Below are 21,853 nucleotides of genomic sequence, written 5' to 3'. Positions count from 1 at the left end.
CGTCACGCCCCTTCCCGCGTACCGGGCTCGGCCTCCAGCGGGCGGGCCCTGCGGGCAAGGGCGAGCCAGCCGTCCGGGCCCCGGGTGCCGTGGATGTCCGCCAGACCCGCGAGAAGGAAGGCGTACGCGCCGCGCCTCGGCGCCCTCGGCTGGGCGGCGCCGGCCTCCCACTTCGCGAACGTCTCCCGCCGGGTGTCCAGAGCCGCGGCCACCTCGACCTGGGTCAGGCCAGCGGCCTTGCGCAGCCGCTCCCTCTCGGCGGGTTCCGGCAGGTCACCGCCGTCCCGGGCCTTGGCCAGCAGCGCATCGACCGCCGCGTAGATCTCAGACATCACATACCTCCCAACCAATAAGCTAGCACAGAACACCTCATTGTGGGCAGCACACTTACTCGCACAAACATCTCATCAAGCGCCGCTTGAAGCGCTCACCCTTCCAATCGGCCTGTCAGTTGTCCTTTGACAGGCGATCTTGACCGTTTGCCAAGTGATCTTGACGGCCGCAGGTCGATCAGATGGGAGTGAAGCCGTATTCCTTTCGCAGAATTTGTCCCGTACAGGTCGGCCCCATGGTGGGCCTACACTGCGCCGAGGCCGAAGGGGGAATCGGACATGGATCGCCGGATCATCAGGTTGGTCGGACGACGCACGGCGCTTCGCTGCCTGGCTGTGGGCGTGGTCGCCTCGGTGGCTGCCGCCTGCGGGAAGGGCAGTGGCCCGACAAGCGTGAAGGACCAGGCGCTGCTGGCGTTCCTCCAGGGACGCTGGGAGTTCAAGGCCGAAAACGGCAAGGGCGGTGTCATCGACGTGCGGGCGGACGGCACCTGGCACATCACAGGCAGCAGCGGGGGCCCGGTACCACCCGGCAGCTGGAGCGTCGAGAAGGGTCGGTTCACCGCGACGGTGAGCCGCCAGCCGCCGCACACCATCGACGGAGTACCCGACCAGGCCGGTGACGCCCTCTCCAAGAACTACCAGCTGGCCGGCGGCCTGACCGACGGCCAGGACGCCGACTACCGCAACATGCAGGTCAGGCACGACAAAGGGACCGTGGTGCTGACGTTCCCCGACGTCAACACCACGGGCAGATCCGACGGCCCCCGGGGCCGGGTCATCACCTGCAGCCGCCTCGACAGCGGGGCACAGTAGGAGCAACCCACACACCGGATCCAGGGTTGTGAATCCGACGGTCAAGATCGCTTGGCAATCGGTCAAGATCGCCTGTCACAGGACATCAGCGCCGGGTGGGGCGGGGACGGTTACCAACAACGGCGGGAGGAAACGCCGCAACTGATGGGAAGGCGGCAGGGGGCCGTGGTCGGATTTCGATGCGGCGCCCGGTGCCGGCCTCGTGCACGACAAACCCCTGGCCCGCTGTCGGCGGGGACGAGCAGACTCGGCCCACGACGCCCGAACTGCGCACCGCCGCACTCCCATTGCCGCAGCGCACCCCTGCGCTGAACCCGATGGTGCTGCTCCAGCGGATGCCGCTTCCCGTCATCGACACCAACGCCCTGCTGGCCGACGCCTGCCACCTCGTGCAGAAGGGCCCGCCAGGCCGACAGGTACACCGCGCCGGCCCGCACGGGCCGCGCGAACCCCTCCATCGCCCCGCACGTACCGGACGAGATCGAGGAGCACCTCCCCAAGCTCGCGGCCCACTACGAGGTGCCTGTCCACCAGGTGCGCCGGCTGCTGGACGAGCAGATCCTGCCCTTCCCTGCGGCTGGTCGACCTGGAAATCCGCGACCACCTGGCCCCCCAGACCAAGCACCTCCTGCGCACCCACCCCCACCCCAAGGACAAACGCCACCGCGGTGACCCCGACGACGCGCCGACCATGGCGCTGGCCGAGTTCCCGGCCCCTGCGTGGTCATCACCCAGGACAGCGTGTTCTCCCGATTCGGCCTCGCGGTCATCGACAGCATCCCCGTCGCCGAGTCGCTGCCGCGCATGGCCGGCATGGAGGCCACGACCGCCGACGCCCCGGTGCTCATCGACATCGCGCTACGCCTGTTCGGCGCCGGCCTCCAGGAGCTGGCCGCCGTCGCGGCCAGCCACCCCGTCCTGTCGGCCGCCGCCGTGAGCGCCGTGCTGTGGTTCTGCCACAAGCGCGGATACCTACGCGGGCCCGACTGGCGACAGCGCCCCGCCCGCCTGCGCGCGCTCGGGCAGCCGCTGCTGGAGCAGGGCCGGGCCGCGCCGCTAGAGCACGCCAGTCTCAGCGACTCGCTCATCGTGGTGGAGGCGCCGGCCTTCCCGAACGGGGAGCAGCTGGCCGCCCGCTACCTCGCCCGGTGCGGAAGGCCTCTGACTCCGGGAGAGCTTCGGGACGCACTCGCCCGCGACGGCCACCAGATCCCGGCCGCCCGACTCAAGCGGGAGATGAGCGCGCACCGCGCCTTCGTCCGCAGTCCCGGAGACCTGTGGACCGTAGGGCGCCCAGCGGCCGGATAGCCGGACCCGGCCAACCGGTCAGGCGCTGTGGCCCACCCGGTCCCAGCGAAGAGGATCCCGGCCCCGGGCTCATAGCGTGCCCGCCCAAACGACGCCTCCGGGCGCCGGTGGGCACGGCCGGGCGGCCGGGCTGTGTACGCGCCCGGCCACGCGAAGCGGCGACGCCTCGGTGCCCGAAGCCGTGGGGGTGTACGGGCCGGGCGGTGTGGAGCGGCGCAGCCGTGCGCCCTGGTCCGGGCGCTCAGCGGGGGTCACCGTCCCGCCGCTACGCGGACGCGGCTTCCGCATGTTCCGGTAGCGGCTCTTCTCGCTCGCGCCGACCGTCGAGCGGCGGAGCGCCGGACGAGCCGGCGCCTCCTACCAGCGCGGGCTACATCGTGATGGCCGATCCGGAGGGAACCGAGTTCTGCTGGGGCTGAAGGACGGGGAACTTCACGCCGGTGAGGTCTTCGGAGACGGCCCACAGCCGCTGCTGGACGGCCACCTCGTACGACTGCGGGCTGGAGGTGACCAGTCGGGGGTGGCCCTTGATCTCGTTGCGCCCGCCGGGACCGTAGTACTGGCCGCCGAGCGCGCCGGGGTCGGTGGCGGCGCGCAGGGTGGGCAGGGCGCCCATGGCCGGCGTCTGGGTGATCAGCGGCGCGAGCCAGGTGACGGGCAGGCGGAGCGCGGCGGGGGTGTGGCGGATGAGGTCGGTGTTGGACACGCCGGGATGGGCGGCGACCGCGATGGTGGTGCCGTGCGCGGCGAGCCGGCGCTGCAGCTCGTAGGTGAACATCAGGTTGGCCAGCTTGGACTGACCGTAGGCGGCGGCCCGGCTGTAGGACCGCTCCCAGTGCGGGTCGTCGAAGTGGATCGCGGCCCGGATGCGGTGGCCGGTGCTGCTGACCGTCACCACGCGTGAGCCGGGCACCGGCAGCATCAGGTCAAGCAGCAGCCCGGTGAGCGCGAAGTGGCCGAGGTGGTTGGTGCCGAACTGCATCTCGAAACCGTCGGCGGTGGTCTGCTTCGGGGTGTACATCACGCCGGCGTTGTTGATCAGCAGGTCGATCCGGTTGAGCCGGGAGTGCAGCGCCGCCGCCGCGGTCCGCACGGAGTCGAGCGAGGTCAGGTCCAGCGCTTGCACGGTCACGTCGCCGGTCATGCGGGCCGCGGCCTGTATGCCCTTTTCGACGTTGCGCACGGCGAGCACCACGGACGTCCCGTGCTCGGCGAGCGCCTTGGCGGTCTCGTACCCCAGTCCGGTGTTGGCCCCGGTCACCACGGCCACCCGCCCGCGCTGGTCCGGAATGTTCGCTGTCGTCCACGTCTCGCCCATGCCAGGCTCCCAGCCAGATAACGTACCGAAGGTATCTTGTGTCGTCGACATTAAAGTACCCTCGGTATGTTGTCAACGTACCGAAGGTACCTAATCTAGACTGGCGATCGTGACTTTCCAGCGGGCGCGAACCGAAGAACAGCGGGAGATCCGCCGACGGGCGATCCTCGACACGGCGTCGGCGATGCTCGACGAGATGCCTGTGGCCGCGGTCACCCTGAACGAGCTCAGCCGCCGGGTAGGCCTGGCGAAGCCGAACGTGCTGCGCTACTTCGAATCTCGCGAGGCGGTGCTCCTGGAGCTGCTCGACCGCTACCTGCGGGAGTGGCTGACGGAACTGGCAGGGGAATTGGCCGCCGGCATCGACGAAGATCTCCCCATGCCCGAGCGAGCGGCAGCGGTGGCCGAGATCCTCAGCCGCTCGCTGTCCGGCAAAATGGTGCTGTGCGAACTCTTCGGCGCACAGGGCAGCGTCCTGGAGCACAACGTCTCCGTCGAGGTCGTGGCACGCTACAAGCGCGCCTCCCTGGACCACCTGACAACCATGACCGCCCTGATCCGGAAGTACCTGCCGGAGCTGGGCGAGAACGCGACACTGTTCAGCCTGCAGACCATGGTCATGGCCGGCGCGCTGACGGCATACAGCACGCCCCCGCCCAGCCTGCAGGCGGCCTACGAGGCCGAGCCCGAGCTGGCCCGCTTCCGCTTGGATCTGAAGGACTATTTGAAGCAGGCCTTGACCGCGACCCTCCTGGGCGTGCTACCCCGCCGCTGACCAGCGTCGCACTGAACAGGCCGAAGCCTCCGTGCCTCTTGGGCTGAACCGGTTCGACTTCTCTGCCGCTCCGTTGTGAGCCATCAGAGAGGATGGGCGGCACGAACCGCTGCGGCGACGATCCCGCCGACCAGCTCGGCCGGCAGCGGGGCACACCCGGCATCCTGGTGGACCAGGTCAGTGCTGTCCCACGCGTGGGACACCCCGAGCGCGGCCCGAAAGGTGCCCTCGATCGCCTCCGCGGCGGCCGCCAGGTCGAGCAGCCAGTACGCCATCGATCGGCCGATCCCGAACTCGGCGAGCGCGTACACCGACCACGACGAGTGCCCGAGGCCAGTCCACACGCGGACCTGGTGGGCGGCGCGAACCCGGCGGGCGAGGACCAGGACGGCGACGCGGACGTCCTCGATCACGGTGCGCAGCTGCCAGGTCAGTTCCCGGGCGCGCGCCGCGTCGACCGGGCCAGCCTGCCCCTGGTCCTCGTCCATGTCCGGCTCATTCCCACGGTCGGCAGGAGGAACGCGTCGGCCGGGGCAAGCGGAAGAGACTACCGACATCGAGACCCCTGCCCCCCTCACCGTAGCCGCAGAAGCGGAGCCGAAGCAGCCTGACACTCCTCGACCGCGGACTGTCTGACCGTCATGCCTGCAAGCCACCACTACCTACGGTCACCGCCTGGCCGAACTCCCGAACCCGCGCTCCCAAACTCCCGCGCTCCCGAGCCGCAAACCGATCTGCTCCACCAAGCCCCCGAACAGGGCCTACCTCTCGGCCGCTCGCAAACTAGCCCGCTCCGTCACAGCATGAACAGCTCCAGCCCGTGCCACCGCGCCCGGGAGAACACCACCCACCTCCGGTCCGGCAGATCCGCGCCCAGGCCCTCCAGCGCGATCCGCACGCCAGGTCCAGCCACCTCGAGGAGTACTTGCCGCCGATCAGCTCCCGCAGTCTGTCCGGCGTCTTCGGCAGCTCCTCCCTGGAGTTCCAGTGCGAGGCCAGGAACTCCCTGGCCGTCAACGGCCGGGACAACAGCACCGGCACGTTCCACGAAGTCGCGGCACTCCCACCGACAGCCCGAATACCGCGTACTCGGAATGACGCTCCCCGCCAGTCGGGGCCGACACCTGGACCACCGCCAAGCACCGCTCATTCGCCAACGACCTCACCCACTCCCAGCTGATCGCGGTCTCCGCCGCCTCCAACCGCGGCAAGGGCGACAAGTCGCCGGACGCCTGGCGGCCGCCGGCCACCTCCCACTGGTGCACCTACTCCCGTGCGTGGACCGACACCAAGCACATCTACGGCCTCAGCATCACCGACGCCGAGAAGGCCACCCTCAACCGGATGCTCGACACCTGCCCGCAGTAGCCGCCCCCTCCGGGCCGCCCGGTCCGGCCGCCGCCCCGTGCCTCGGGGCGGCGCCAGCGTCGTTCCCCCGGCCAGGTCGACGAAGGGTTGACCAGCGCCCCGGAGGGTGTACCGCCCGCCCACCGTGTCGACCCGCTCTCGGGCGCAGGGCGGATCCGTGAAACCGCTTCCGGTACCTTGACCCCTTCTCCCGCCCCTACCGTCCGGCGTCACGGGCACTCAGGCCCGCCCCGCGGTGCCCCGGGCCGCTGGAACCCGGGTCCGCGCTACAAGCCGACGACGGAGATGGAGAGCGACGTGCTGGACACGGCGGAACAGCCGCCGGGGTCGGCGATAGGCGGCTGGCCGGTTCTCAGGTGAAGGCCCACCACTGGTCGTCGCCGGGGTCCGGGTGGCAGGGGTAGACGCCCAGGCGCAGGCCCGGGGTGGGGTCGGCGTGACCGGGGACGTCCAGGCACATCGGCGTGGCGGTGCCGTCCGACTTGACGTTGACGAGCATGAAGCCGTTGGTGTCGTTCCACTGCAGGCGCCACAGGTGGTTGTCGGCGGCGGTGAGGTCGCAGGGGTAGAGACCGACCTGCGCGTTCGTGGGGGCTCCGTGTTCGGGCGGGTCCACGCACAGGGTGGAGCCGGCCGGGCGCAGCGCGAACCCGCTCGCACCTCCGGCGGCGGGCACGAGGTCGAAGTACTGCAGGTGCTCTCCGCTCGCGCCGCACCGCTCCTGGACCACCGGGTGGCCCATGTTCGGGACGCCGCTCGTCGGCACGTCCACGCACAGGCCCGTCGCCACGTTGCGCAGTGAGCGGCGGGGCGGTCCGTCGGGCGCCGCTGGGGAGGGCGCGGGCGCCGCCGGAACCGGGGCAGGCGCGGGCGGTGGCGGTGTGGCGGCCGGCTGGGTGGGGGTGGCGGCCGGGCGGGAGGGAGCGGTGCCGGGGGCCGCGGGAGCGCCGGCCGGGGCCGGGGGCAACGTAGCAGGGGTGGAGGCGGCCGGCGCCGGCGGCTCGGGTGCCGGGCTGGAGGCCGGCTGCTCCGGAGTGCTGCCGGTGGCCGGGGAATCGGGCGGCACGTCCGCGGGCTGGCCTCCCACGCTGTCAGCGGTGCTGGGCGCCGACGGTGCGGCAGCAGGCTGGCCGCCGGGGCGCTGGGCCTGATTGGCGAGGACGACCACGGCGAGCAGGACGCCCAGCAGAGCCCACTGGACCGGGGTCCGCCAGCGGCTCCACCACGATCCGATGCCGGCGCTTCGCTCGGCGCCGGTTCGCTTGCGGGCGGTGGCGGGAGCCGGAGCCGGGGGCCCACCGGCAGGGAGGGAGGCGGCGGCCACGAGGTCGGTACCGACGGACCGCGGTGCCGGGGGCTCGGCGGGCTCGCAAGCTCCAACGCCTTGCGGCCCGGGCGGGACGGAGCTGGGAAGCGCAGCGGCCGAACTCCCCGGGTCGGGCGCGGCACCGGGGGCCGATGGGGTGTCCGTGCTGGTGGGGGGATTGTCCGCCGGTTGTCCGGCATCGCCCGCCTCGGTCGGTGCCGCTCGGTGGGCCGAAGTGTCGGCGGGGTCGGCGGGGTCGGCGGGCACCGGGGCGGGCGCAGCGGAACGGGGCTGGGCGGAGACGGCGGCGGCGTGCAGACGCCGGGCGTTGTCCATCGCAAGCTGCCGGGCGCGCGGGTCGTGGGCGAAGCGGTGCTCGACCACTTTGCTGAGCCGGTCCCACGGGATGATCTTCTGACCGGAGCGGTACTCGCTCCACGAACTCCTGGCCAGGCTGTAGCGCCTCTCCAGGTCTCTGACCGTGCTCTCGGCGGTCAGCTCCCGCAGGAACTGCGCGAGCGCGTTGGCCTGCTCGGTGCGCCCCCGCAGCGGACCCGGCGGACGGCCGGCCTTCCCCATCTCTCCCCCTCGGATATCCGGCATGTTCGCCGGTGTTCGCAACCTGCGGCGCGCTGACCTGCGGCCCGGCCGACACGGCCCGACGGACAATCAGACCAGGTTCCACCGTGGTGTTCCACCGCTTCCGGCAAGCCCGGCAAGCGGGTCCACCGACGACGGACGGGACCACACACGATGAACCGACCACGGCGCGCCGCCGCTCTCGCCGCCCTGGCACTCGCCACCGGCCTGACCGTGCTGCCCGCCCAGGCGGACAGCAGTCCCAAGCTCCAGCGGCCCACCACTACCGGCGCCCTCGGCCAGGGCGCCGCCACCGGCGCCCCGGTCACCCGCGACCAGGTCATCGCCCGTGCCCGGCACTGGGTCGAGCAGCGGGTGAGCTACAGCCAGAAGCAGTGGTGGAGCGACAGCGCGACCGGTGGGCCGTACCGGCAGGACTGCTCCGGCTTCGTCTCCATGGCCTGGCAGCTGGCGGACAGCCTCGACACCACCGGCCTGCTCTCCGTCGCCGACAGGATCACCTGGGAGCAGCTGAAGCCCGGCGACGCGCTCGACACCCCTGACGGTGGCGGACACGTCATCCTGTTCGCCGGCTGGACCGGCAGGGCGCAGGGCGAGTTCCGGTACTACTCCGAGAGCGGGGGCGACAGGCCGGCCTCGGTGGCGACCGTCAACCGCGCAGCCGCCGAGATCGCGCGACACCCCACCGCCACGTACGTCCCCCTCCGATACCGGAAGATCAACGACGTCCCGGCTTCCCCGCCGCCCGCACCGGCACCGTCTGTGCCGCCGAACGCACCGCCCCAGACACCGCCGCCCGCTCCGCAGACTCCCAACCCGGCCACACCGTCCTCCGCTGCGCCGACTCCCAAGCCGGCCACGCCAACCGCGTCCGCCCCGCCGCCCAAGCCCTCTTCCCCCACTGCCGCGGCGCCCAGCAGCGCACCCTCCTCCCCGCCTCCGACCGGGCCCGCCAAGGTCCCGGCCGCGTCTGCCGCCCCGCCGCGCCGGGTCCTGCGGAACGTGGCGACAGGCCTGTGCTTGGACGTGCCGACGGGCGGCGTCCCGAACATGGGGCACCCGGTGGTCCAGGACCGGTGCGGCGCGGACGGAGAGCACCAGCAGCAGTTCGACCTCGTGCCCGCCGCCGGCGGCGGGCACGGGTTCGCCCTCCGCCCCGCCGGATCGGGACTGTGCGTGGACCCGCCCAACCACGGGGCACCGGCCAACTCGCAGGTCGGCCTCTACCCCTGCGACTACAGCAGCGCCGACAACCACCTGTGGCTCCAGCGCTGGAACGGCGACCACACCGCGTTCCTGCTCGTCAACGCCAAGTCCGACGGCACACCCGCGCCGATGTGCCTGGACGTCCCCGGCCACGCCGACCCCACCGAGGGCCTGCGCCTGGGCGTCTACCCCTGCCACCCGGAGCCCGGCGACGACCACTGGTGGACCCTCACCTGACCTGCCGTCGACACGCCTCCACCGCAGCCTCGCGGCTGATCCGTCCTGCCCGGAACCCACTCACCGATGGGAGCACGACATGACCCACCCCGACCCAGACTTCACGACCGGTACCGCCAGCCCCCGGCCCCGCCCGGGGCGGGGCAGGGCCGTGCGCCTGCTGCGGATGATCGCGCTGATCGTCGCCGCCGTCCTCGCCATCAGCGTGAGCGCCAACGCCGTCACCCGCGGCAAGCCCGCCCAGAAGAATTCGGTCGCAACTGTGACGATGGCCAAGGTCGTCGCGAGCGGCGAGTGGCTTTGTTCACGTGAAGTAGCAGCGATTGGTCAGCGCTTTGGGCAGCAGTTGGCGATCTTGAGTGCCGCGGATGTTCACCAGATATGACGTCACCTGGAGGCGATGGGCCTCTGCGAGGCTCGGCGATCTTCCCCGGCCTGCCCGTCGCCTGATGTTGTTGGATCTTGAATGGGTCTGGCGAGGGTGGGAGCGGAGAGCGGGTTGTCAGGGTGGGCGCATAGGATCGCGGCTCGTTCGAAGCCGGTGCTTGTTGCAGGGAGACATCCGTCGTGAGTTTTGATCTTGGGGTGTGGTCGGAGGAGGCTCGCCCTTCACGTGCCGCAGCGGCGGAGACGCTTCGGCGTCTGTGCGCGGGCGAGTCTGCGGTGGTCCGACCCGCTGCGGCGGTGCGGGGTTTCCATGCGGCGCTGGTTGCCGAGTTCCCCGAGGCCGGGGACGCGGCGGACGAGTCGTCGCCGTGGTCGGCGGGCCTGGATGCCGGTGACGGCTATGTGCTGATGCCGATGCAGTGGGGCCGGGCGGCGGAGGTGGCGCCCCGCGTCATCGAACTGGCCGGCCAGCATGGGCTCGTCTGCTTCGACCCGCAGGCCGGCGTTGTGCATGTTCCACCCGCTCTGCGAACCGCGGGTGCGCTGGAGCTTCAGTCGTGTGTCGGCCTGCCGGTCAGCGACCCGGATTTGGAGACCGTGGAGCGGGCAGTGCGGCGCGTGTCGGCAGAGAACTGGTTTGTGATCCTCGAAGGTCAGTCAGGTCGGTTTGTCCAGGTCGGGACCGGTGCTCGGGCGGGGGCTGCGGCGGGCGGGTATGCCGTTGAGCATCGCGACGGCTCGCCTGAGCGGCACTACCGCTGCGTGCTCCAGGACCGTGAGCAGGTCGTGTCCGTGTTCACGGACTTCGCACGGGATCCAGCGAGCCGGCCGACTGGGGTCGCGTGGGAGAAGCTGGCGCTGTGAGTGCCGGGCTGGTGGCCCCCGGCTGGGTGAACAGACCACCAGCCGGTGCGCGGCTGAACGGTCGACGGCTCTCCGCCCGAAGGCGGGGAGGCGTCGGACAGGAGCCCGCGGCGGTCAGCCGGCCTTGGCGGGCACTTCGGTGCGCGCCCGGGTCGAGGCGAGTCGGTAGGAGTCGGTGCCGGTCTCGATGATGGTGCCGTTGAAGGTGAGGCGGTCGACAATGGCCGCGCAGAGGCGGGGATCGGTGAAGGTCTTCGTCCAGCCGCCGAAGGACTCGTTGGAGGCGATGGCGACGCTGTTCTTCTCCTCGCGTTCCGTGAGGACCTGGAAGAGCAGTTCGGCGCCGTGGCGGTCGAGTTCCATGTAGCCGAGCTCGTCGATGCAGAGCAGGTCGACGCGGCCGTAGCGGGCGATCGTCTTGTTCAGCTGCTTCTCGTCGGCGGCTTCCACCAGCTCGTTCACCAGCTTGGTGGCCAGCGTGTAGCGGACCCGGTAGCCCTGCATGGCGGCCTCGGTGCCCAGGGCGATGAGCATGTGGGACTTGCCGGTGCCGGAGTCGCCGATCAGGCAGAGCGGCTGGCTCTTCTTGATCCACTCGCAGCTGGCGAGGGTGTTGATCACGGCGGGGTCGATGTTGGGGTTGGCGTCGAAGTCGAAAGTCCGCAGCGACTTGTCCCGGGGGAACCCGGCGGCCTTGATCCGCCGCTCCGAGCGGCGGCGGGCCCGGTCGTCGCACTCGGCCATCAGCAGCTCGGCCAGGAAGCCGCGGTAGGTCATCTGGTCCTTGACCGCCCGGTCGGCGATCTCGGCGAACTCGTTGCGGATCGACGGCAGCCGCAGCAGCCGACACGCGGTGTCGATGGCCGTGGTCGCGGCCTGCTCGGTCAGGTTCCGCTGGCGGGGCAGCATGGCGGTCATGGCGCTTCTCCCTCTCGCAGGTCACCGCAGCCGACGCGGCGGTGTCGGAGCAACTGGTCGTAGTGAGTCACCGAAGGCAGCGGCCTGGTGTCCGGCGGAAGGTGGTTGAGCTTCCACTCATGCAGGAATGTCACGGTCGCCGATCCCGGCCCGCCGGCCGGCCTCGGTGCGGGGACAACCGCAGCAGGTTCGTCCTCGGTCTGGGCGGCCTTGCGGGCCTCGAGCGCGACCGCGTCCGCGGTCAGGGCCCCGGCCCGCAGGGCGGTGGCCAGGCCCGCGACGATGTGCTCGTGCGCGAGGTGACGGCCCAGCAGCAACACCTCGATCAGCGCCCGGGTGCCCTCGGCGTCGCCGTGGGCCCTGACCGCCGCGGCCCACCAGGCGTCGTGGACCGGGGTGAACTTCCCGGCGGAGCGGGCCTGGTCGAGCGCGGTCGCGCCCGGGAAGGCACCCGGCTTGCGGACCAGTGCCTCCAGGTAGTGGTCCAGCTCCAGTCGGCAGCCGCCCTTGGCGATCAGCCGCTCGTGCCGGGCAACCTCCACGTTCCTGTCGTAGACCACCAGGTGGGAGGCGTGCAGCAGCACCCGGACGCGCTTGCCGATCAGGCGGACCGGCACCGAGTAGCGGTTGGTGCGAACAGCGATCTGCCCGTAGCGGTCGACGCGCGGGGTGAACACCCGCCCGGTCTCGAACGGGTCCTCGGGCAGCGGCAGCAGCAGGGGGCGCTCGTCCTCGAAGTACTCATCGACCGTCCGGGGCCTGGAGCCGATCCGGCGCCGCCCGTCGTGCCGGTCCCACTGCTCGACCAGCTCGTTCAGCTCCGCCAGCGACTCGACCTCCGGAACCGGCACGAAGTGGTTGCGGCGGAAGTAGCCGATCTGACCCTCGACGCCGCCCTTCTCGTGGGCGCCCTCGATGCCGGGCCGGCAGTAGAAGCTTTCGATCCCGAAGTGCGACTTGAAGGCGATCCACCGGTCGGCCTCCACCCGGGCGCGGCTCAGGCCCAGCACCCGGGCGACGGCGGCCTTCAGGTTGTCGTAGCGGACCTTGCTCCGCGGGACGCCGCCCAGCGTTCGCAGGGCGTGGACGTGGCCCTCGAAGAACGCCTCCTGCCCGCAGGACGCGAAGACGCGGTGGACGGCCTTGCCCGAGTAGGACAGCCGGAAGGAGAACAGGTAGCAGGTCACCAGCTCGCCGGCGAGCTTCACGGTCACGTCGCCGAAGTCGACCTCGGCCTCCATTCCGGGCCGGTGCGTCTGCGGGACGAACGCCTCGATCGGGGCCTTGCCCGATTCCACCAGGATCTGCGGCTTGCGGTCGGCGACGTAGCGGCGGACCTGCTGGTAGGAGACCTCGGCGCCGTGCTCTTCGACCAGGCGGTGGAAGATCCGGGTGGTGGTGTGCCGCTGCTTGCGCGGCGCGTCCAGGTCGGCCCGCAGGATCCCGTCGACCACCGCCTTGTACGGGTCCAGCGCGGTTGCTCGGGGCGGGAGCTTCTTCCGCGGCTCCGGCCAGACCGAGTCCACGGCCTTCCTGATCGTCCGCCACGACACGTTGTACTTGCGCGCGATCTCTCGCAGCTTCATGCCGCCGCGGTGGTCTCGCCGGATCGCGGCGTACAGCTCGACCTTCGACATCTGCGGCATGAGCAGGGCCTTTCACCAGGAGCCCTCCCGATGCTGACCTGGCAAGTACCCCGGTGACGTCGAAACTCGTGAACATCACCCGTCCGTGGTTCGGGGTGACTCCCAAACTCGTGAACAACTGACTTCACAACTCGTGATTAGAGCCAGGCCGCGCAGTGCCTTGACGGCGCGGCAGGCGAGGAAGACCACGCCACCGACGAACTGAAGAGTGGCGGGCATCGGCTGGCCCAGGACGGCCAGGAGCGCGGCCAGGGTGAGGATGACGACGATGATGACGACCTCGCCGGTGGTCAGGCTCTTCGGCCTGCCGGGCAGCGGGCCAGTGCCGTAGTCAGGGGTGGCGGGACACGTTGACACTGATTCGTCCACTTCTTGAAGGCACGATCGTGATCGGCTCGGGTCCAGGGCTGGTGCGGGTGCGCGCCCACGAAAGGCGCGCACCCTGGCATCCGGACGGACTCCCTGCTGGATGAAGGGAGAACGTCGGTTGCGGGCTCCACACTTGACTGCCCGACAAGGGATTCCGGCCCCCTTCGCGTCGAGCGGGACGATCTAATCACCTGTAATGCCGTAACTACAATCCGCTCCCGACCCGTCAAGAGGTTTGATGCAGAAACGTCCATGCGACACACACTCCGTTCGAGTGAATCAACACTCGAACGCGGGTAGCCGCCCTGCGGATGTTCAGCTCGACGGGTCAAACCTCCCGGATTCGTGCAATCTCGTCCATGCCACGGTTGCCCTGAGTTGCCGCTGGTGACAATCTCTCCACAACGCTGATTCCAGTTCTTCCAGGGCTGGATCTTCCCTGGCGTCGTGGGCTCCACCATGGAACAGGGACCGGGCCCGTGTATTCCGGCGCGAGCCCATGAGGGTGGCGCACCCGTACCGGGTGCAGCCACCCTCCACCACGTCGTCCTGGCTGAACGCGCTCACTACGGGGTGCCGCAGCGATTCCAGACGGCCCCTGTGTAGCTAGCACGCGGCAGCTCCTGTACGAGCGGGCTCACGGAGTCGACCAACGACAGTGGCGGCCGGCGGGCTGCCCGCCGCGATCGCGGCCCCGCCGGTTCGAGCGCGACGTCCTGGAGCCGGACCTGATCCGCCGGGCGCTGCTCGATCTCGCCAGTGAGCTCGGCGCCCGGCTGCGCGCCTCCCGGCAGAACGGCCGCCAGGTCGAGCTCCAGGTCACGTACGCCGACCGCTCCCACACTGTCCGCCGGCGCACCCTGCGCGAGCCGACCCAGCACACCCTCGACGCGCAGGCCACGCTGTACGGGCTGTTTGCCGCGCTCGCCTCCAGCGGGCGCGGGTGTGGGTGGTGACCACGCGGGTCACCGAACTCTCCCCCGCGGTCGCGGGCTGGACGCAGCTCATCCTCGACCCGCAGAGATCGCGCCGCTGCCAGCGTGTCCCAGAAGGCGGGCTGGCGGTGGCGGCCGCCGTCGCCCGGGAACAAGGGCGGCCTGGGCTACCCGTCGGCGGGTTCATCGTCGGTCAGGGCCAGGGCGCGCACTGGTGAAGTGCCGCCTCTCGTCTGAGGACCGCCTGCCCGGGCGCCGCGGTGACGCGGTCAGCGGCGGGGTTCCTGGAGGTGCCGGCGGTCAGACCGAGCGGAGCCTGACCGGGAAGCAGGCCCGGCAGTCAGGGTTGGGGAACACCTCGCCCACGAACATGTCGCGGTTCGCGAAGTAGACCTCGTCCCACAAGGGTGCGGAGTACTCCAGGAAGCGGACCGGCTCGGGCGCGGACAGACCCCCGTCGGCCAGGAGGGGGTAGGGGAAGCGGTGCCTGGCCGCCAGGGGCCGCGGATCGCACCCGCCGTCCACAGCGACCGCAGGGTTGAGCCAGATCTTCGTCAGGCCGTCAGCGAAGCCCTCGGTGTGCAGGAACCGGCGCCCGTCGGCGAGCCAGCGGAGTTCATCGACCAGCAGGTTCAGCGGACGCTCCAGTTCCTCTGCGGCGGAGGCGACTTCGAGGCGAACAGCGCCGTCACCGTCGAGTAGCCCTGCGAGGAAGCTCAGGGTGTTCATTGGGTGGAAGTCGGTGCGGCGGGAGCGGAACTGCCGGCCGCCGGCGGTTCGCTCGGCGCGGATCTGGCGCTGGTAGGCGTGATGGGCGGCGAGCATCCCGGGGCCATTGATGGTGGCAGGGCCGCACTGGCAGGTGGGGGTCACGGCGACCAGTGTGCCCGGTGCACACCGACGACAGCCGCGAGCGCGCCGGTGCAGGATGCAACTCGGGACGCCGGAGATCCTGTTCGCCAGCGGACAGACGGTGTTCGGGCAGCGGACCGAGGGCCTTGCTCCGCGTACTCAGGACATGGGGCGCGATGCGCTGAGGCCCGGCATCGGCACCGGCATCGGGTGGCCGTCCCACTTCGTCATCCCGACACTGGGCTGCCAGCTCAACTTGCGGATCCCGACCGTCTCCAGGATGGCCGGGGCGCCGGCATCGACCTGGCGGGGCTTGTGGAACAGCGCGTTGTACTCGACGCCGCCGACCCGATTGCGGCAGTACTGACCCGCCTCGACCCGGCATTTGCGGCAACCAGTCTCGACGCAGGCAAAGTAGGCACGGGCCCTGGCAGCGGTGGTGTCGTCCATGCCCGAGATGATGGCGGGCCCAGCCGGCCGCTGGACCGCTTTCACGGGAAACCGCCTCTTCGGGGGATCGAATGTGCTGCGTGTCGGCTCCGGCCCGGGGCCGGTACGCCCGGCCGGCGCGCGAGCTGATTCCCCCACCACGACGCGCGGTGACGGCACAATGCCAAGTGCCGCTGTCGAGTCCCCTATGGAGTGTGCTGTGCCGGTCACATCGCCTGAACACCGATCCGATGCGCCCGCGGTGCCCTCACCGGCCGACGCGGCACAGGCGAGCCGGTGGACGTCGATGCCGGAGAAGGTTTTCTCGACTGCGCTGCAGAAGAGCGTGCAGCTCAGGCGGCAGGATCCCGAGCTCGTGGACGAGGCGGTACGCCGTGCCGAGGCCGGGTGCGTGCCGGTCCGCGACGCGCAGACGCTGCTCCTAAGAGCGGACGATCCGTGCTGGCGGCCGGCCCGCGAAGCGGTGCTGCGCTGGCTCGCCGGCCGGCCCGAGTTCGCGTCCGCGGTCCTGGCCACCCACGCCCAGGTGACGGGGCTGCCCAAGGTGAGCGTCGTCGAGGAGCACGTCGAAGGGCAGGGCTTCTCCTGCCGGGCCGCGATCGACCTGCCCGACGGCACGGTGGAAGGCCCGCGCCGATACGCCTCCGCGAAGAAGTCCGCGCGCGAGCAGGCGCTGCTGGGGCTGCTCGGCCGACTCGCCGGCCTGGATGTACCCGACCCGCAACCCCTCGTCCGCACCGCCGCGGCGCACCGCGACACCCCGGCCCCGTCTGTCCCCGCGGCGCAGTCACCGTGGGAGGACCTGGGCCGTGACCGCTTCTCGGCAACGCTGAGCGGGCTGGCGCGCCACAACGCGCCCGCGCCCGGCCTGATGGCCGAGCTGGAGAACCGCAAGGTCACCGCGCGGCTGTCCCCGAAGGACTGGCTGACGGTGCTCACCCTCACCCCGGGCGGCGGGCCCTGGGACGCAGCACGGGATCTGGCGCTGCGCGCGGCCCGGGACGAGCCGGGCCTGGCCGCCGGCATCGTCAACCTGCTGCAGCAGCTGCTCTTGCCCTCCGCTCCCCTTCGCCTGGTTCGCGAAGTAGGCGAGGATCAGCAGAGCTGCGGCGAGCAGGCCCCCGGCGCCGCCGACACCGCCGGGTAGGTCGCTGAGAAATCCAGGCAGTTGAAGATCCTTCACCCGTCCCCCTTCGTGCTGGTGAGTCCGTCCCTGGCAGGACGCACAAGGCGATCTTCGCTCACGGGCGGTCCGGTCGAGCAGTCGTTTCCTCAGCACAACGCGCGCCCCACCTCCTGAGAGGCGGGCGCGCGTTGGGTGGGTCCTCGACTGCCGTCTCAGAGCCCGTTCAGCAGTTGGGCGATGTCAGCGGCGGAGAGCCGATCTGCGATCCGTTCAGCGAGAGCCTCCATTTGCGGCCACCGCTCCAACGCCTCGCGGGCGCGTTGCTGCTGTGTAAGGGTGGCGGCGGTCGCCGTGCCTGGCCGCCACCGCCACCCCCCTGCGGTCAGGGCGTCGGCCAGTTGTGCAGGGCCAGACCGCCCCGGGCGGTCAGCGCGCCCCTGATCCCCTCCGCGGGGTAGGGGATCAGGTCCTCGGGCAGCTCGTGCTCGGCGAACCAGCGCAGGTCCAGGCACTTAGCCGGTTCCCGGTTCACGGGCTCGCCCTCCCACATGGTGGCGACGAAGAACAGGCCGAGGCGCTGCACGGTCGGGCTCTGGTAGTGGCTGACGGTGTAGGCGAGCTGGAGGTGGTCCGGGTCGACGATGAGTCCGGTCTCCTCCTCCAGCTCGCGTGCAGCTCCGACCGCCGGCAGCTCGCCCGGTTCGAGTTTGCCGCTGGGGGCGTGCCACTGGCCGTAGCCGTAGGGTCCGCCGCGCTGGGACAGCAGGATCTTGCCGTCTTCGGTGCGCACGATCACGTGCGTGTCCACGACCGGCGGCGCGATGGCTGGCGTTGTCGCGGTCTTGGAGTCGGTGGTGCTGGTGGTCATGGTCTCTCTAACTGCCGTACGGGGTTTTGGTGTTGATCGTTCGGATGGGGACCGCTTCCAGCATGGACTGTGCGATCTCCTCCGGGGTCAGGTGGGTGGTGTCCACGGTGTGGAGCCGGTAGCCGAGTTCGGCCAGCACCGGAGCCGCCTCGTTGTAGAGCTGGAGCTCACGGGCGGTGGCGGCGGCGTCCAGCTCGAAGCGGTGTCGGGTGCCGCGGTGGGCGAGGCGGCGCTGCACGGTGTCGACGTCCGCGGTGAGGATCACGGAGAGGTCGGGTACGTCCGCGTCGGTGTTGATGGAGAGCAGGAAGTCGAGGTCGACGCCGTCGGCGCGCTGCAGGACCAGCGTGGAGGGCAGGTAGCGGTCACAGAGCACGATGTCGCCGACCGTACGGCGCGGGCGGATCTCGGTGTCGAGCTGGTGGAGGCGGTCGGCGGCGACGGCCAGGGCCAGGGCGCGGCCGTGCATCGTCGCGGCCGCCTCGCGCACGGCCTGGCCGAAGGGGGTGGCGGAGGGGCCGGTGGCGGTGTGCACGGTGTGGCCGGCCGCCTGAAGGGCGCGGCGGGTGGCGGCGACGGTGGTGGACTTGCCCAGGCCGCTCGGGCCGTCGATGGTGATCAGCAGGCCGCTCATGCGGTAGCCGCCTTCGCGGTGACGTTGCGTTCGTGCTGCTCGCGGGAGATGTCGCCCAGCCAGTCGTAGAGCTGCGGCGGCGGGACTTCGCCGTACTGCTGGCCGGTGGCGAAGTTGAACTCGTCGCGGCCGCGCATCGCCTCGTCGGCGCCGTGCGCGGTCAGGTCGACGTCCTGGTAGGTCTGCATCGCCTCCGGGTCCCAGCCCTGTTCCACGAGGGTGTTGAAGATCGGGCTGCCGGGGTAGGGGCGGAAGGTGAACGCGGAGGCCCGGAAGGTGCCCTCCAGCCGGTCGGAGAGCTCCCAGAGCTCACGGATGTGGCGCAGGGTGTCCATCGCGTCCGCGCGGGTCTCCCCGGGGTAGCCGAGGATGAAGTACCCCTTCACCCGGATTCCGCGCTCCATCAGGCGGCGGGCGACGCGCAGTGTCATCTCGGGGGTGATGCGCTTGTCCATCGCCTTCAGGATCCTGGCCGATCCGGACTCGATGCCGAGCGCGACTTCCCGCAGGCCGTTGGTGCGCAGCTGGTCGAGGACGGTGTCGTCCTCGTGGTCGAGGGTGTTGATGCGGCCGGTGGCGTCCCAGAGGTAGCGCTCGCCGATGCGGGCGTCGGCGAAGGCGTTCAGGGCGGTGTGGATGATGCGGCGGGTGCCGAGGAAGAGGTCGTCGACGGCGCGGAACGCGGTGCAGCCGTAGGTGTCGTGGAGCTGGTCCATCTCCGCGATGATGTTCCGGGGGTCGCGGGCGCGGATCTTCACCTCGGGGTTCATGGACGCGGCGGCGCCGCAGAACGTGCACTCGTAGGGGCAGCCGCGCGAGCACACCAGGTTCGCCTCCATGCGGCCGTCACCGGCCCGGTAGGGGTCCTGGGGCAGGAAGCGGCGGTCCAGGGTGAGGGCGTTGATGTCCGGGGACAGCCAGCGGCTGGTGGGGCCGTGCGGGATGCCGGCCGCGGTGGTTTCGAGTAGCCGGTCGCGCCACATGACCTTGGGGAGTTCGGTTCGCCGCCGCACGTCGGCGAGCAGCGCGGCGACCCGGGTCTCTCCTTCGCCAACCACCAGGGCCTCCAGGCGGGCGAAGCGCGGGTCCGTGAGGACGCGGTCCGGGTCGGCCTGGGCGTGGTGGCCGCCGACCATGACCAGCGTCGCGGGGTCAAGGGCGGCGGCGATGCGCGCGGAGATTTCGTAGGTTGGGGCGAGGAGGTTGAACGCGGCCCAGCGCGGCTTGAAGGTGTTGACGATGGCGGCGGTGCGGGCGATGCCCAGGCCGTGGGCCTCGGCGTCCAGGATGCCGACGTTGTAGCCCTGCTTGGCGGCGTAGGTGGCGATGTAGGCCATGCCGAGAACGGGCAGGGTGTAGTCGTTGACGCGCGGGCGCAGGTCGTAGTCGCGCAGCGGGGCGTTGACGAACAGGCAGTCGATGACGCGGTGCGGGTTCGCGCCGGCGACGAGGTCACGGTCGGTGCTGGTCGTGTCCTCCGTGCTGATCTGTACGGGCATGGGCCCCCCAGGTGAGTGTCGACAGGGTGAGGGTGTGCAGGTGGCGGCCGTGGTCGGCCAGGTGGTGCCAGTGCGCGCCGAACAGGGCCTCGGTCTTCTTCGGCTTGTCGGCGGTGGGCCAGGGGTGGTCGGGGGCGATCCGGGCGGCCCAGGTGCGGACCGCGAGATCGGTGTGCGGGTAGACGGCGAAGTCGCCGGTGTAGTCGGCGGCCGCCGCTGCGGCTGTCCACGGGCCGATCCGTTCGACGGCGAGCAGGGCGTTGACCAGGGCGGCCGGGGCGAGCCGGCGCCAGGTGTCGGCGTGCTCCAGGTAGGCGGCGGCCGCGGCACGGAGCGCGGTGCGGTGGAACTTGGTGCCGACGGTGGCGAACTGCTCGTCCGCCAGGTCGAGCACCTCCGCGGGACCGGGGGCGAGGTGCACCGGCCGGTACGGGCCGTCGAGCGGGGTGCCGTAGGTGGCGCACCAGGTGCGGTAGAGCTTGCGGGCCTGGTCGGCGCGGACGACCTGGCGCAGGATCGCAGTGGTGATCGCGTCCCACAGCCACGGGTTCGCCACCCGTCGGCTCGGCCCGAGAGCGCGCAGCCCGTTGCCGAGCGCGGCCGGGACCGTGGCCGGCAGGTGGTCCGGGACGGTGAGCACCGCGGCGGGCTTGTCGTCCTCGGTTCCGTCCACACACGCCAGGTCAAGTCCGTCGGGCCCGAACCGGGCCAGCCACATGCCGCCCGCGGTGCGCAGCGGGCGCAGCAGGGTGGCGTCGGGCTGTTGCTGCCAGGCCGGGTGATCGGTGGTCAGGATGGTACTCATGGGTTGCTCCTTGCCTCGGGGCGTGGGTGGTCCAGCCTCCCAGAGCTCCGAGGGGTGGCGGGGCCGGTTCAGCCGTTCATCACGCCGGCGGGCGCCGTCATGGGCGGCACTCACCACGGCCGGGCCGGCGGGGCAGGGTGCCGGCGGCAGCGTTGACCACCATCCGCAGGCTGGTCTCGGGGTCGAGTGCGCACTCCAGGGCGGCGTCCAGGTTCGAGGCGCCTTCCCGGTAGGTGGCGTACTCGTTGAGGAGGCGGGTGGTAAGGGCGCGCGGGCCGAAGCGCAGTCGGGCCTGGCCCTCGCGCAGGAGCACGCCGCTGCCCGCCGGCACGATGCGGACCTGCAGGCCGGACTCACGGGCGAGTTCGTCCAGGTGAAGCATCTGCCGGGCATGCGTACGCGCTCCGCCGACGTGCCGGCGCAGCAGCCCTTCGGCAAGGAGCACCGTCGTTGTTGGGGGGCCGGGACGGTGCAGCCGCGCGGCGAAGGCCTCGCTGCGGGCGGTGTGCAGCGCGCGGTGCCAGGCGGTGCTGGTTGCCGGGTTGGCGAGCCGGCCGGATCGGTAGGCCGGGCAGGCCGGGCAGCCGACGCCGGGCGGCGCCGGGGCGGCGAGGGTCGGGGCCAGTGCCTCCATCGCCAGGGCGGCGGTGTAGTCAGGGGTGCGCAGCGGGGTGGGGATGGTGCGGTCGCCGGCGAGCAGGAGGGTGTCGGCGTTCTGCTCGGCGATCTGGTAGCGGTGGAGCCAGCCGAGGCCGTCGTCCACGAAGCCGTCCGGCGGGCTGGCGGTGATCTGCTGGGCGCGGCGTAGGTAGTCGAGGCTGGCTTCGTGGCCGGCGCCGTAGGCGGTCAGGTAGTGGTGGTGGCGGCCGCGTTCGGCGGCGTGGCGCAGCTGCGGGCTCTGGCCGTTCTCGATGGCGGCGAGGCCGTCGGCGGTGACAGGGATGTGGTCGGGCATGCGGTGGCTGATGTCGGCGCGGGCGAGGCCCTGGCACTCGCGTAGGTGGCGCAGGTGCAGGCCGAGGACGAAGTCGCCCAGGCGAGGTGTGTCCAGGGTGGCGGAGGTGGTGTTCACGTCGGTGTCGATCGCTCGCTGGTCGGAGGGATGGTGGTCTCGAGATGGAAGTGCCGAGGGTGACGCGCTGGCGGGTGTGGCCGTGCCCCGGGGCTCGGGGCGATCCTGTGGTCGTCTTGTGGGTCTGGTGGCAGGGAAACCCGGTCCCGTACGGGACCGGGT

22 protein-coding genes are annotated in these 21,853 nt (G+C 71.3%); 8 read left to right on the top strand and 14 right to left on the bottom strand.

Translation table 11 applies throughout. From position 1 onward, the window contains the following. Positions 1-2 precede the first annotated feature (2 nt). The gene (locus ACFVHB_RS36075) at positions 3-332 is read right to left on the bottom strand and encodes a helix-turn-helix domain-containing protein (RefSeq protein WP_380330904.1); all 330 of its coding nucleotides are present in this window, start codon (positions 330-332) and stop codon (positions 3-5) included. A gap of 393 nt (positions 333-725) precedes the next feature. Between ACFVHB_RS36075 and ACFVHB_RS36070 the strand changes: the two genes are divergently transcribed. Beyond that, positions 726-1,148 carry a hypothetical protein gene (locus ACFVHB_RS36070; protein WP_380330902.1) on the top strand — a complete coding sequence of 141 codons (423 nt, stop codon included), beginning with the start codon at positions 726-728 and terminating at the stop codon, positions 1,146-1,148. Between the two features lie 741 nt (positions 1,149-1,889). Further along, positions 1,890-2,456: a hypothetical protein gene (locus ACFVHB_RS36065; protein ID WP_380330899.1), complete on the top strand. Its 567-nt coding sequence runs from the start codon at positions 1,890-1,892 to the stop codon at positions 2,454-2,456. 370 nt (positions 2,457-2,826) lie between these two features. Here the strand turns inward: ACFVHB_RS36065 and ACFVHB_RS36060 are convergent, their stop codons facing one another. Continuing rightward, on the bottom strand, positions 2,827-3,774 hold the full coding sequence (locus ACFVHB_RS36060) for an SDR family NAD(P)-dependent oxidoreductase (RefSeq protein WP_380330896.1): 948 nt from the start codon (positions 3,772-3,774) through the stop codon (positions 2,827-2,829). Positions 3,775-3,883: 109 nt separating this feature from the next. Here ACFVHB_RS36060 and ACFVHB_RS36055 point away from each other — a divergent pair, with 109 nt between their 5' ends. Next, positions 3,884-4,549 carry a TetR/AcrR family transcriptional regulator gene (locus ACFVHB_RS36055; RefSeq protein ID WP_380330894.1) on the top strand — a complete coding sequence of 222 codons (666 nt, stop codon included), beginning with the start codon at positions 3,884-3,886 and terminating at the stop codon, positions 4,547-4,549. Positions 4,550-4,632: 83 nt separating this feature from the next. On the opposite strand, the gene ACFVHB_RS36050 is transcribed toward ACFVHB_RS36055, so the two are convergent. Together ACFVHB_RS36050 and ACFVHB_RS36045 are read right to left on the bottom strand one after the other, a co-directional pair. Beyond that, positions 4,633-5,037 (bottom strand): hypothetical protein, encoded by a 405-nt coding sequence (locus ACFVHB_RS36050; RefSeq protein ID WP_380330891.1) that lies wholly within the window; start codon positions 5,035-5,037, stop codon positions 4,633-4,635. A 1,232-nt stretch (positions 5,038-6,269) separates the two neighbouring features. After that, the gene (locus ACFVHB_RS36045; RefSeq protein WP_380330888.1) at positions 6,270-7,802 is read right to left on the bottom strand and encodes a ricin-type beta-trefoil lectin domain protein; all 1,533 of its coding nucleotides are present in this window, start codon (positions 7,800-7,802) and stop codon (positions 6,270-6,272) included. A 174-nt stretch (positions 7,803-7,976) separates the two neighbouring features. Between ACFVHB_RS36045 and ACFVHB_RS36040 the strand changes: the two genes are divergently transcribed. From ACFVHB_RS36040 to ACFVHB_RS36030, 3 genes are all read left to right on the top strand, one after another. Then, positions 7,977-9,266 (top strand): RICIN domain-containing protein, encoded by a 1,290-nt coding sequence (locus ACFVHB_RS36040; protein ID WP_380330885.1) that lies wholly within the window; start codon positions 7,977-7,979, stop codon positions 9,264-9,266. A gap of 166 nt (positions 9,267-9,432) precedes the next feature. After that, positions 9,433-9,651, top strand: coding sequence for a hypothetical protein (locus ACFVHB_RS36035; RefSeq protein ID WP_380330882.1), 219 nt, complete (start codon positions 9,433-9,435; stop codon positions 9,649-9,651). 182 nt (positions 9,652-9,833) lie between these two features. Beyond that, positions 9,834-10,517, top strand: coding sequence for a hypothetical protein (locus ACFVHB_RS36030; RefSeq protein ID WP_380330879.1), 684 nt, complete (start codon positions 9,834-9,836; stop codon positions 10,515-10,517). A gap of 114 nt (positions 10,518-10,631) precedes the next feature. Here the strand turns inward: ACFVHB_RS36030 and istB are convergent, their stop codons facing one another. The 3 genes from istB to ACFVHB_RS36015 all read right to left on the bottom strand — a co-directional run bounded on the left by istB (position 10,632) and on the right by ACFVHB_RS36015 (position 13,450). After that, complete coding sequence (gene istB / locus ACFVHB_RS36025) at positions 10,632-11,435, bottom strand: IS21-like element helper ATPase IstB (RefSeq protein WP_380330876.1); 804 nt, start codon at positions 11,433-11,435, stop codon at positions 10,632-10,634. Further along, a complete protein-coding gene (gene istA / locus ACFVHB_RS36020; RefSeq protein ID WP_380330926.1) occupies positions 11,432-13,072 on the bottom strand; it encodes an IS21 family transposase in 1,641 nt (546 codons plus the stop codon). The genes istB and istA overlap by 4 nt, the downstream gene beginning before the upstream one ends. A gap of 84 nt (positions 13,073-13,156) precedes the next feature. Then, positions 13,157-13,450, bottom strand: coding sequence for a hypothetical protein (locus tag ACFVHB_RS36015; RefSeq protein WP_380330874.1), 294 nt, complete (start codon positions 13,448-13,450; stop codon positions 13,157-13,159). A 584-nt stretch (positions 13,451-14,034) separates the two neighbouring features. Between ACFVHB_RS36015 and ACFVHB_RS36010 the strand changes: the two genes are divergently transcribed. Further along, positions 14,035-14,406 carry a hypothetical protein gene (locus tag ACFVHB_RS36010; RefSeq protein ID WP_380330923.1) on the top strand — a complete coding sequence of 124 codons (372 nt, stop codon included), beginning with the start codon at positions 14,035-14,037 and terminating at the stop codon, positions 14,404-14,406. 279 nt (positions 14,407-14,685) lie between these two features. Here ACFVHB_RS36010 and ACFVHB_RS36005 read toward each other — a convergent pair whose 3' ends face one another. Beyond that, the gene (locus ACFVHB_RS36005; protein WP_380330871.1) at positions 14,686-15,258 is read right to left on the bottom strand and encodes a hypothetical protein; all 573 of its coding nucleotides are present in this window, start codon (positions 15,256-15,258) and stop codon (positions 14,686-14,688) included. A 138-nt stretch (positions 15,259-15,396) separates the two neighbouring features. Continuing rightward, positions 15,397-15,687: a hypothetical protein gene (locus ACFVHB_RS36000; protein WP_380330868.1), complete on the bottom strand. Its 291-nt coding sequence runs from the start codon at positions 15,685-15,687 to the stop codon at positions 15,397-15,399. 286 nt (positions 15,688-15,973) lie between these two features. Here ACFVHB_RS36000 and ACFVHB_RS35995 point away from each other — a divergent pair, with 286 nt between their 5' ends. After that, entirely contained in the window at positions 15,974-16,834 is an 861-nt protein-coding gene (locus ACFVHB_RS35995) for a hypothetical protein (RefSeq protein ID WP_380330865.1), read from the top strand. Between the two features lie 361 nt (positions 16,835-17,195). On the opposite strand, the gene ACFVHB_RS35990 is transcribed toward ACFVHB_RS35995, so the two are convergent. From ACFVHB_RS35990 to ACFVHB_RS35970, 5 genes are all read right to left on the bottom strand, one after another. Further along, positions 17,196-17,681, bottom strand: coding sequence for an NUDIX domain-containing protein (locus ACFVHB_RS35990; RefSeq protein WP_380330862.1), 486 nt, complete (start codon positions 17,679-17,681; stop codon positions 17,196-17,198). A 7-nt stretch (positions 17,682-17,688) separates the two neighbouring features. After that, on the bottom strand, positions 17,689-18,315 hold the full coding sequence (gene tmk, locus ACFVHB_RS35985; protein ID WP_380330859.1) for a dTMP kinase: 627 nt from the start codon (positions 18,313-18,315) through the stop codon (positions 17,689-17,691). Continuing rightward, entirely contained in the window at positions 18,312-19,814 is a 1,503-nt protein-coding gene (locus tag ACFVHB_RS35980; protein WP_380330856.1) for a B12-binding domain-containing radical SAM protein, read from the bottom strand. The genes tmk and ACFVHB_RS35980 overlap by 4 nt, the downstream gene beginning before the upstream one ends. After that, positions 19,768-20,619, bottom strand: coding sequence for a hypothetical protein (locus ACFVHB_RS35975; RefSeq protein WP_380330853.1), 852 nt, complete (start codon positions 20,617-20,619; stop codon positions 19,768-19,770). Before ACFVHB_RS35975 ends, ACFVHB_RS35980 begins: the two co-directional genes overlap by 47 nt. Before the next feature lie 97 nt (positions 20,620-20,716). Next, complete coding sequence (locus tag ACFVHB_RS35970) at positions 20,717-21,691, bottom strand: Scr1 family TA system antitoxin-like transcriptional regulator (RefSeq protein ID WP_380330851.1); 975 nt, start codon at positions 21,689-21,691, stop codon at positions 20,717-20,719. Positions 21,692-21,853 lie beyond the last annotated feature (162 nt).

The organism is Kitasatospora sp. NPDC127111, assembly GCF_042677465.1.
Lineage (GTDB): Bacteria > Actinomycetota > Actinomycetes > Streptomycetales > Streptomycetaceae > Kitasatospora.
The sequence above is the reverse complement of the archived record's forward strand: the minus strand, read 5'-3'. Positions and strand labels throughout refer to the sequence as shown.

Coding starts and splice junctions, on each gene's coding strand:
- ACFVHB_RS35995 (WP_380330865.1), top strand. CDS start 15,974: ATGCCGGAGAAGGTTTTCTCGACTGCGCTGCAGAAGAGCGTGCAGCTC.
- istB (WP_380330876.1), bottom strand. CDS start 11,435: ATGACCGCCATGCTGCCCCGCCAGCGGAACCTGACCGAGCAGGCCGCG.
- ACFVHB_RS36060 (WP_380330896.1), bottom strand. CDS start 3,774: ATGGGCGAGACGTGGACGACAGCGAACATTCCGGACCAGCGCGGGCGG.
- ACFVHB_RS36040 (WP_380330885.1), top strand. CDS start 7,977: ATGAACCGACCACGGCGCGCCGCCGCTCTCGCCGCCCTGGCACTCGCC.
- ACFVHB_RS36035 (WP_380330882.1), top strand. CDS start 9,433: ATGATCGCGCTGATCGTCGCCGCCGTCCTCGCCATCAGCGTGAGCGCC.
- ACFVHB_RS35975 (WP_380330853.1), bottom strand. CDS start 20,619: ATGAGTACCATCCTGACCACCGATCACCCGGCCTGGCAGCAACAGCCC.
- istA (WP_380330926.1), bottom strand. CDS start 13,072: ATGTCGAAGGTCGAGCTGTACGCCGCGATCCGGCGAGACCACCGCGGC.
- ACFVHB_RS35980 (WP_380330856.1), bottom strand. CDS start 19,814: ATGCCCGTACAGATCAGCACGGAGGACACGACCAGCACCGACCGTGAC.
- ACFVHB_RS36045 (WP_380330888.1), bottom strand. CDS start 7,802: ATGGGGAAGGCCGGCCGTCCGCCGGGTCCGCTGCGGGGGCGCACCGAG.
- ACFVHB_RS36050 (WP_380330891.1), bottom strand. CDS start 5,037: ATGGACGAGGACCAGGGGCAGGCTGGCCCGGTCGACGCGGCGCGCGCC.
- ACFVHB_RS36000 (WP_380330868.1), bottom strand. CDS start 15,687: ATGGACGACACCACCGCTGCCAGGGCCCGTGCCTACTTTGCCTGCGTC.
- ACFVHB_RS36075 (WP_380330904.1), bottom strand. CDS start 332: ATGTCTGAGATCTACGCGGCGGTCGATGCGCTGCTGGCCAAGGCCCGG.
- ACFVHB_RS35990 (WP_380330862.1), bottom strand. CDS start 17,681: ATGACCACCAGCACCACCGACTCCAAGACCGCGACAACGCCAGCCATC.
- tmk (WP_380330859.1), bottom strand. CDS start 18,315: ATGAGCGGCCTGCTGATCACCATCGACGGCCCGAGCGGCCTGGGCAAG.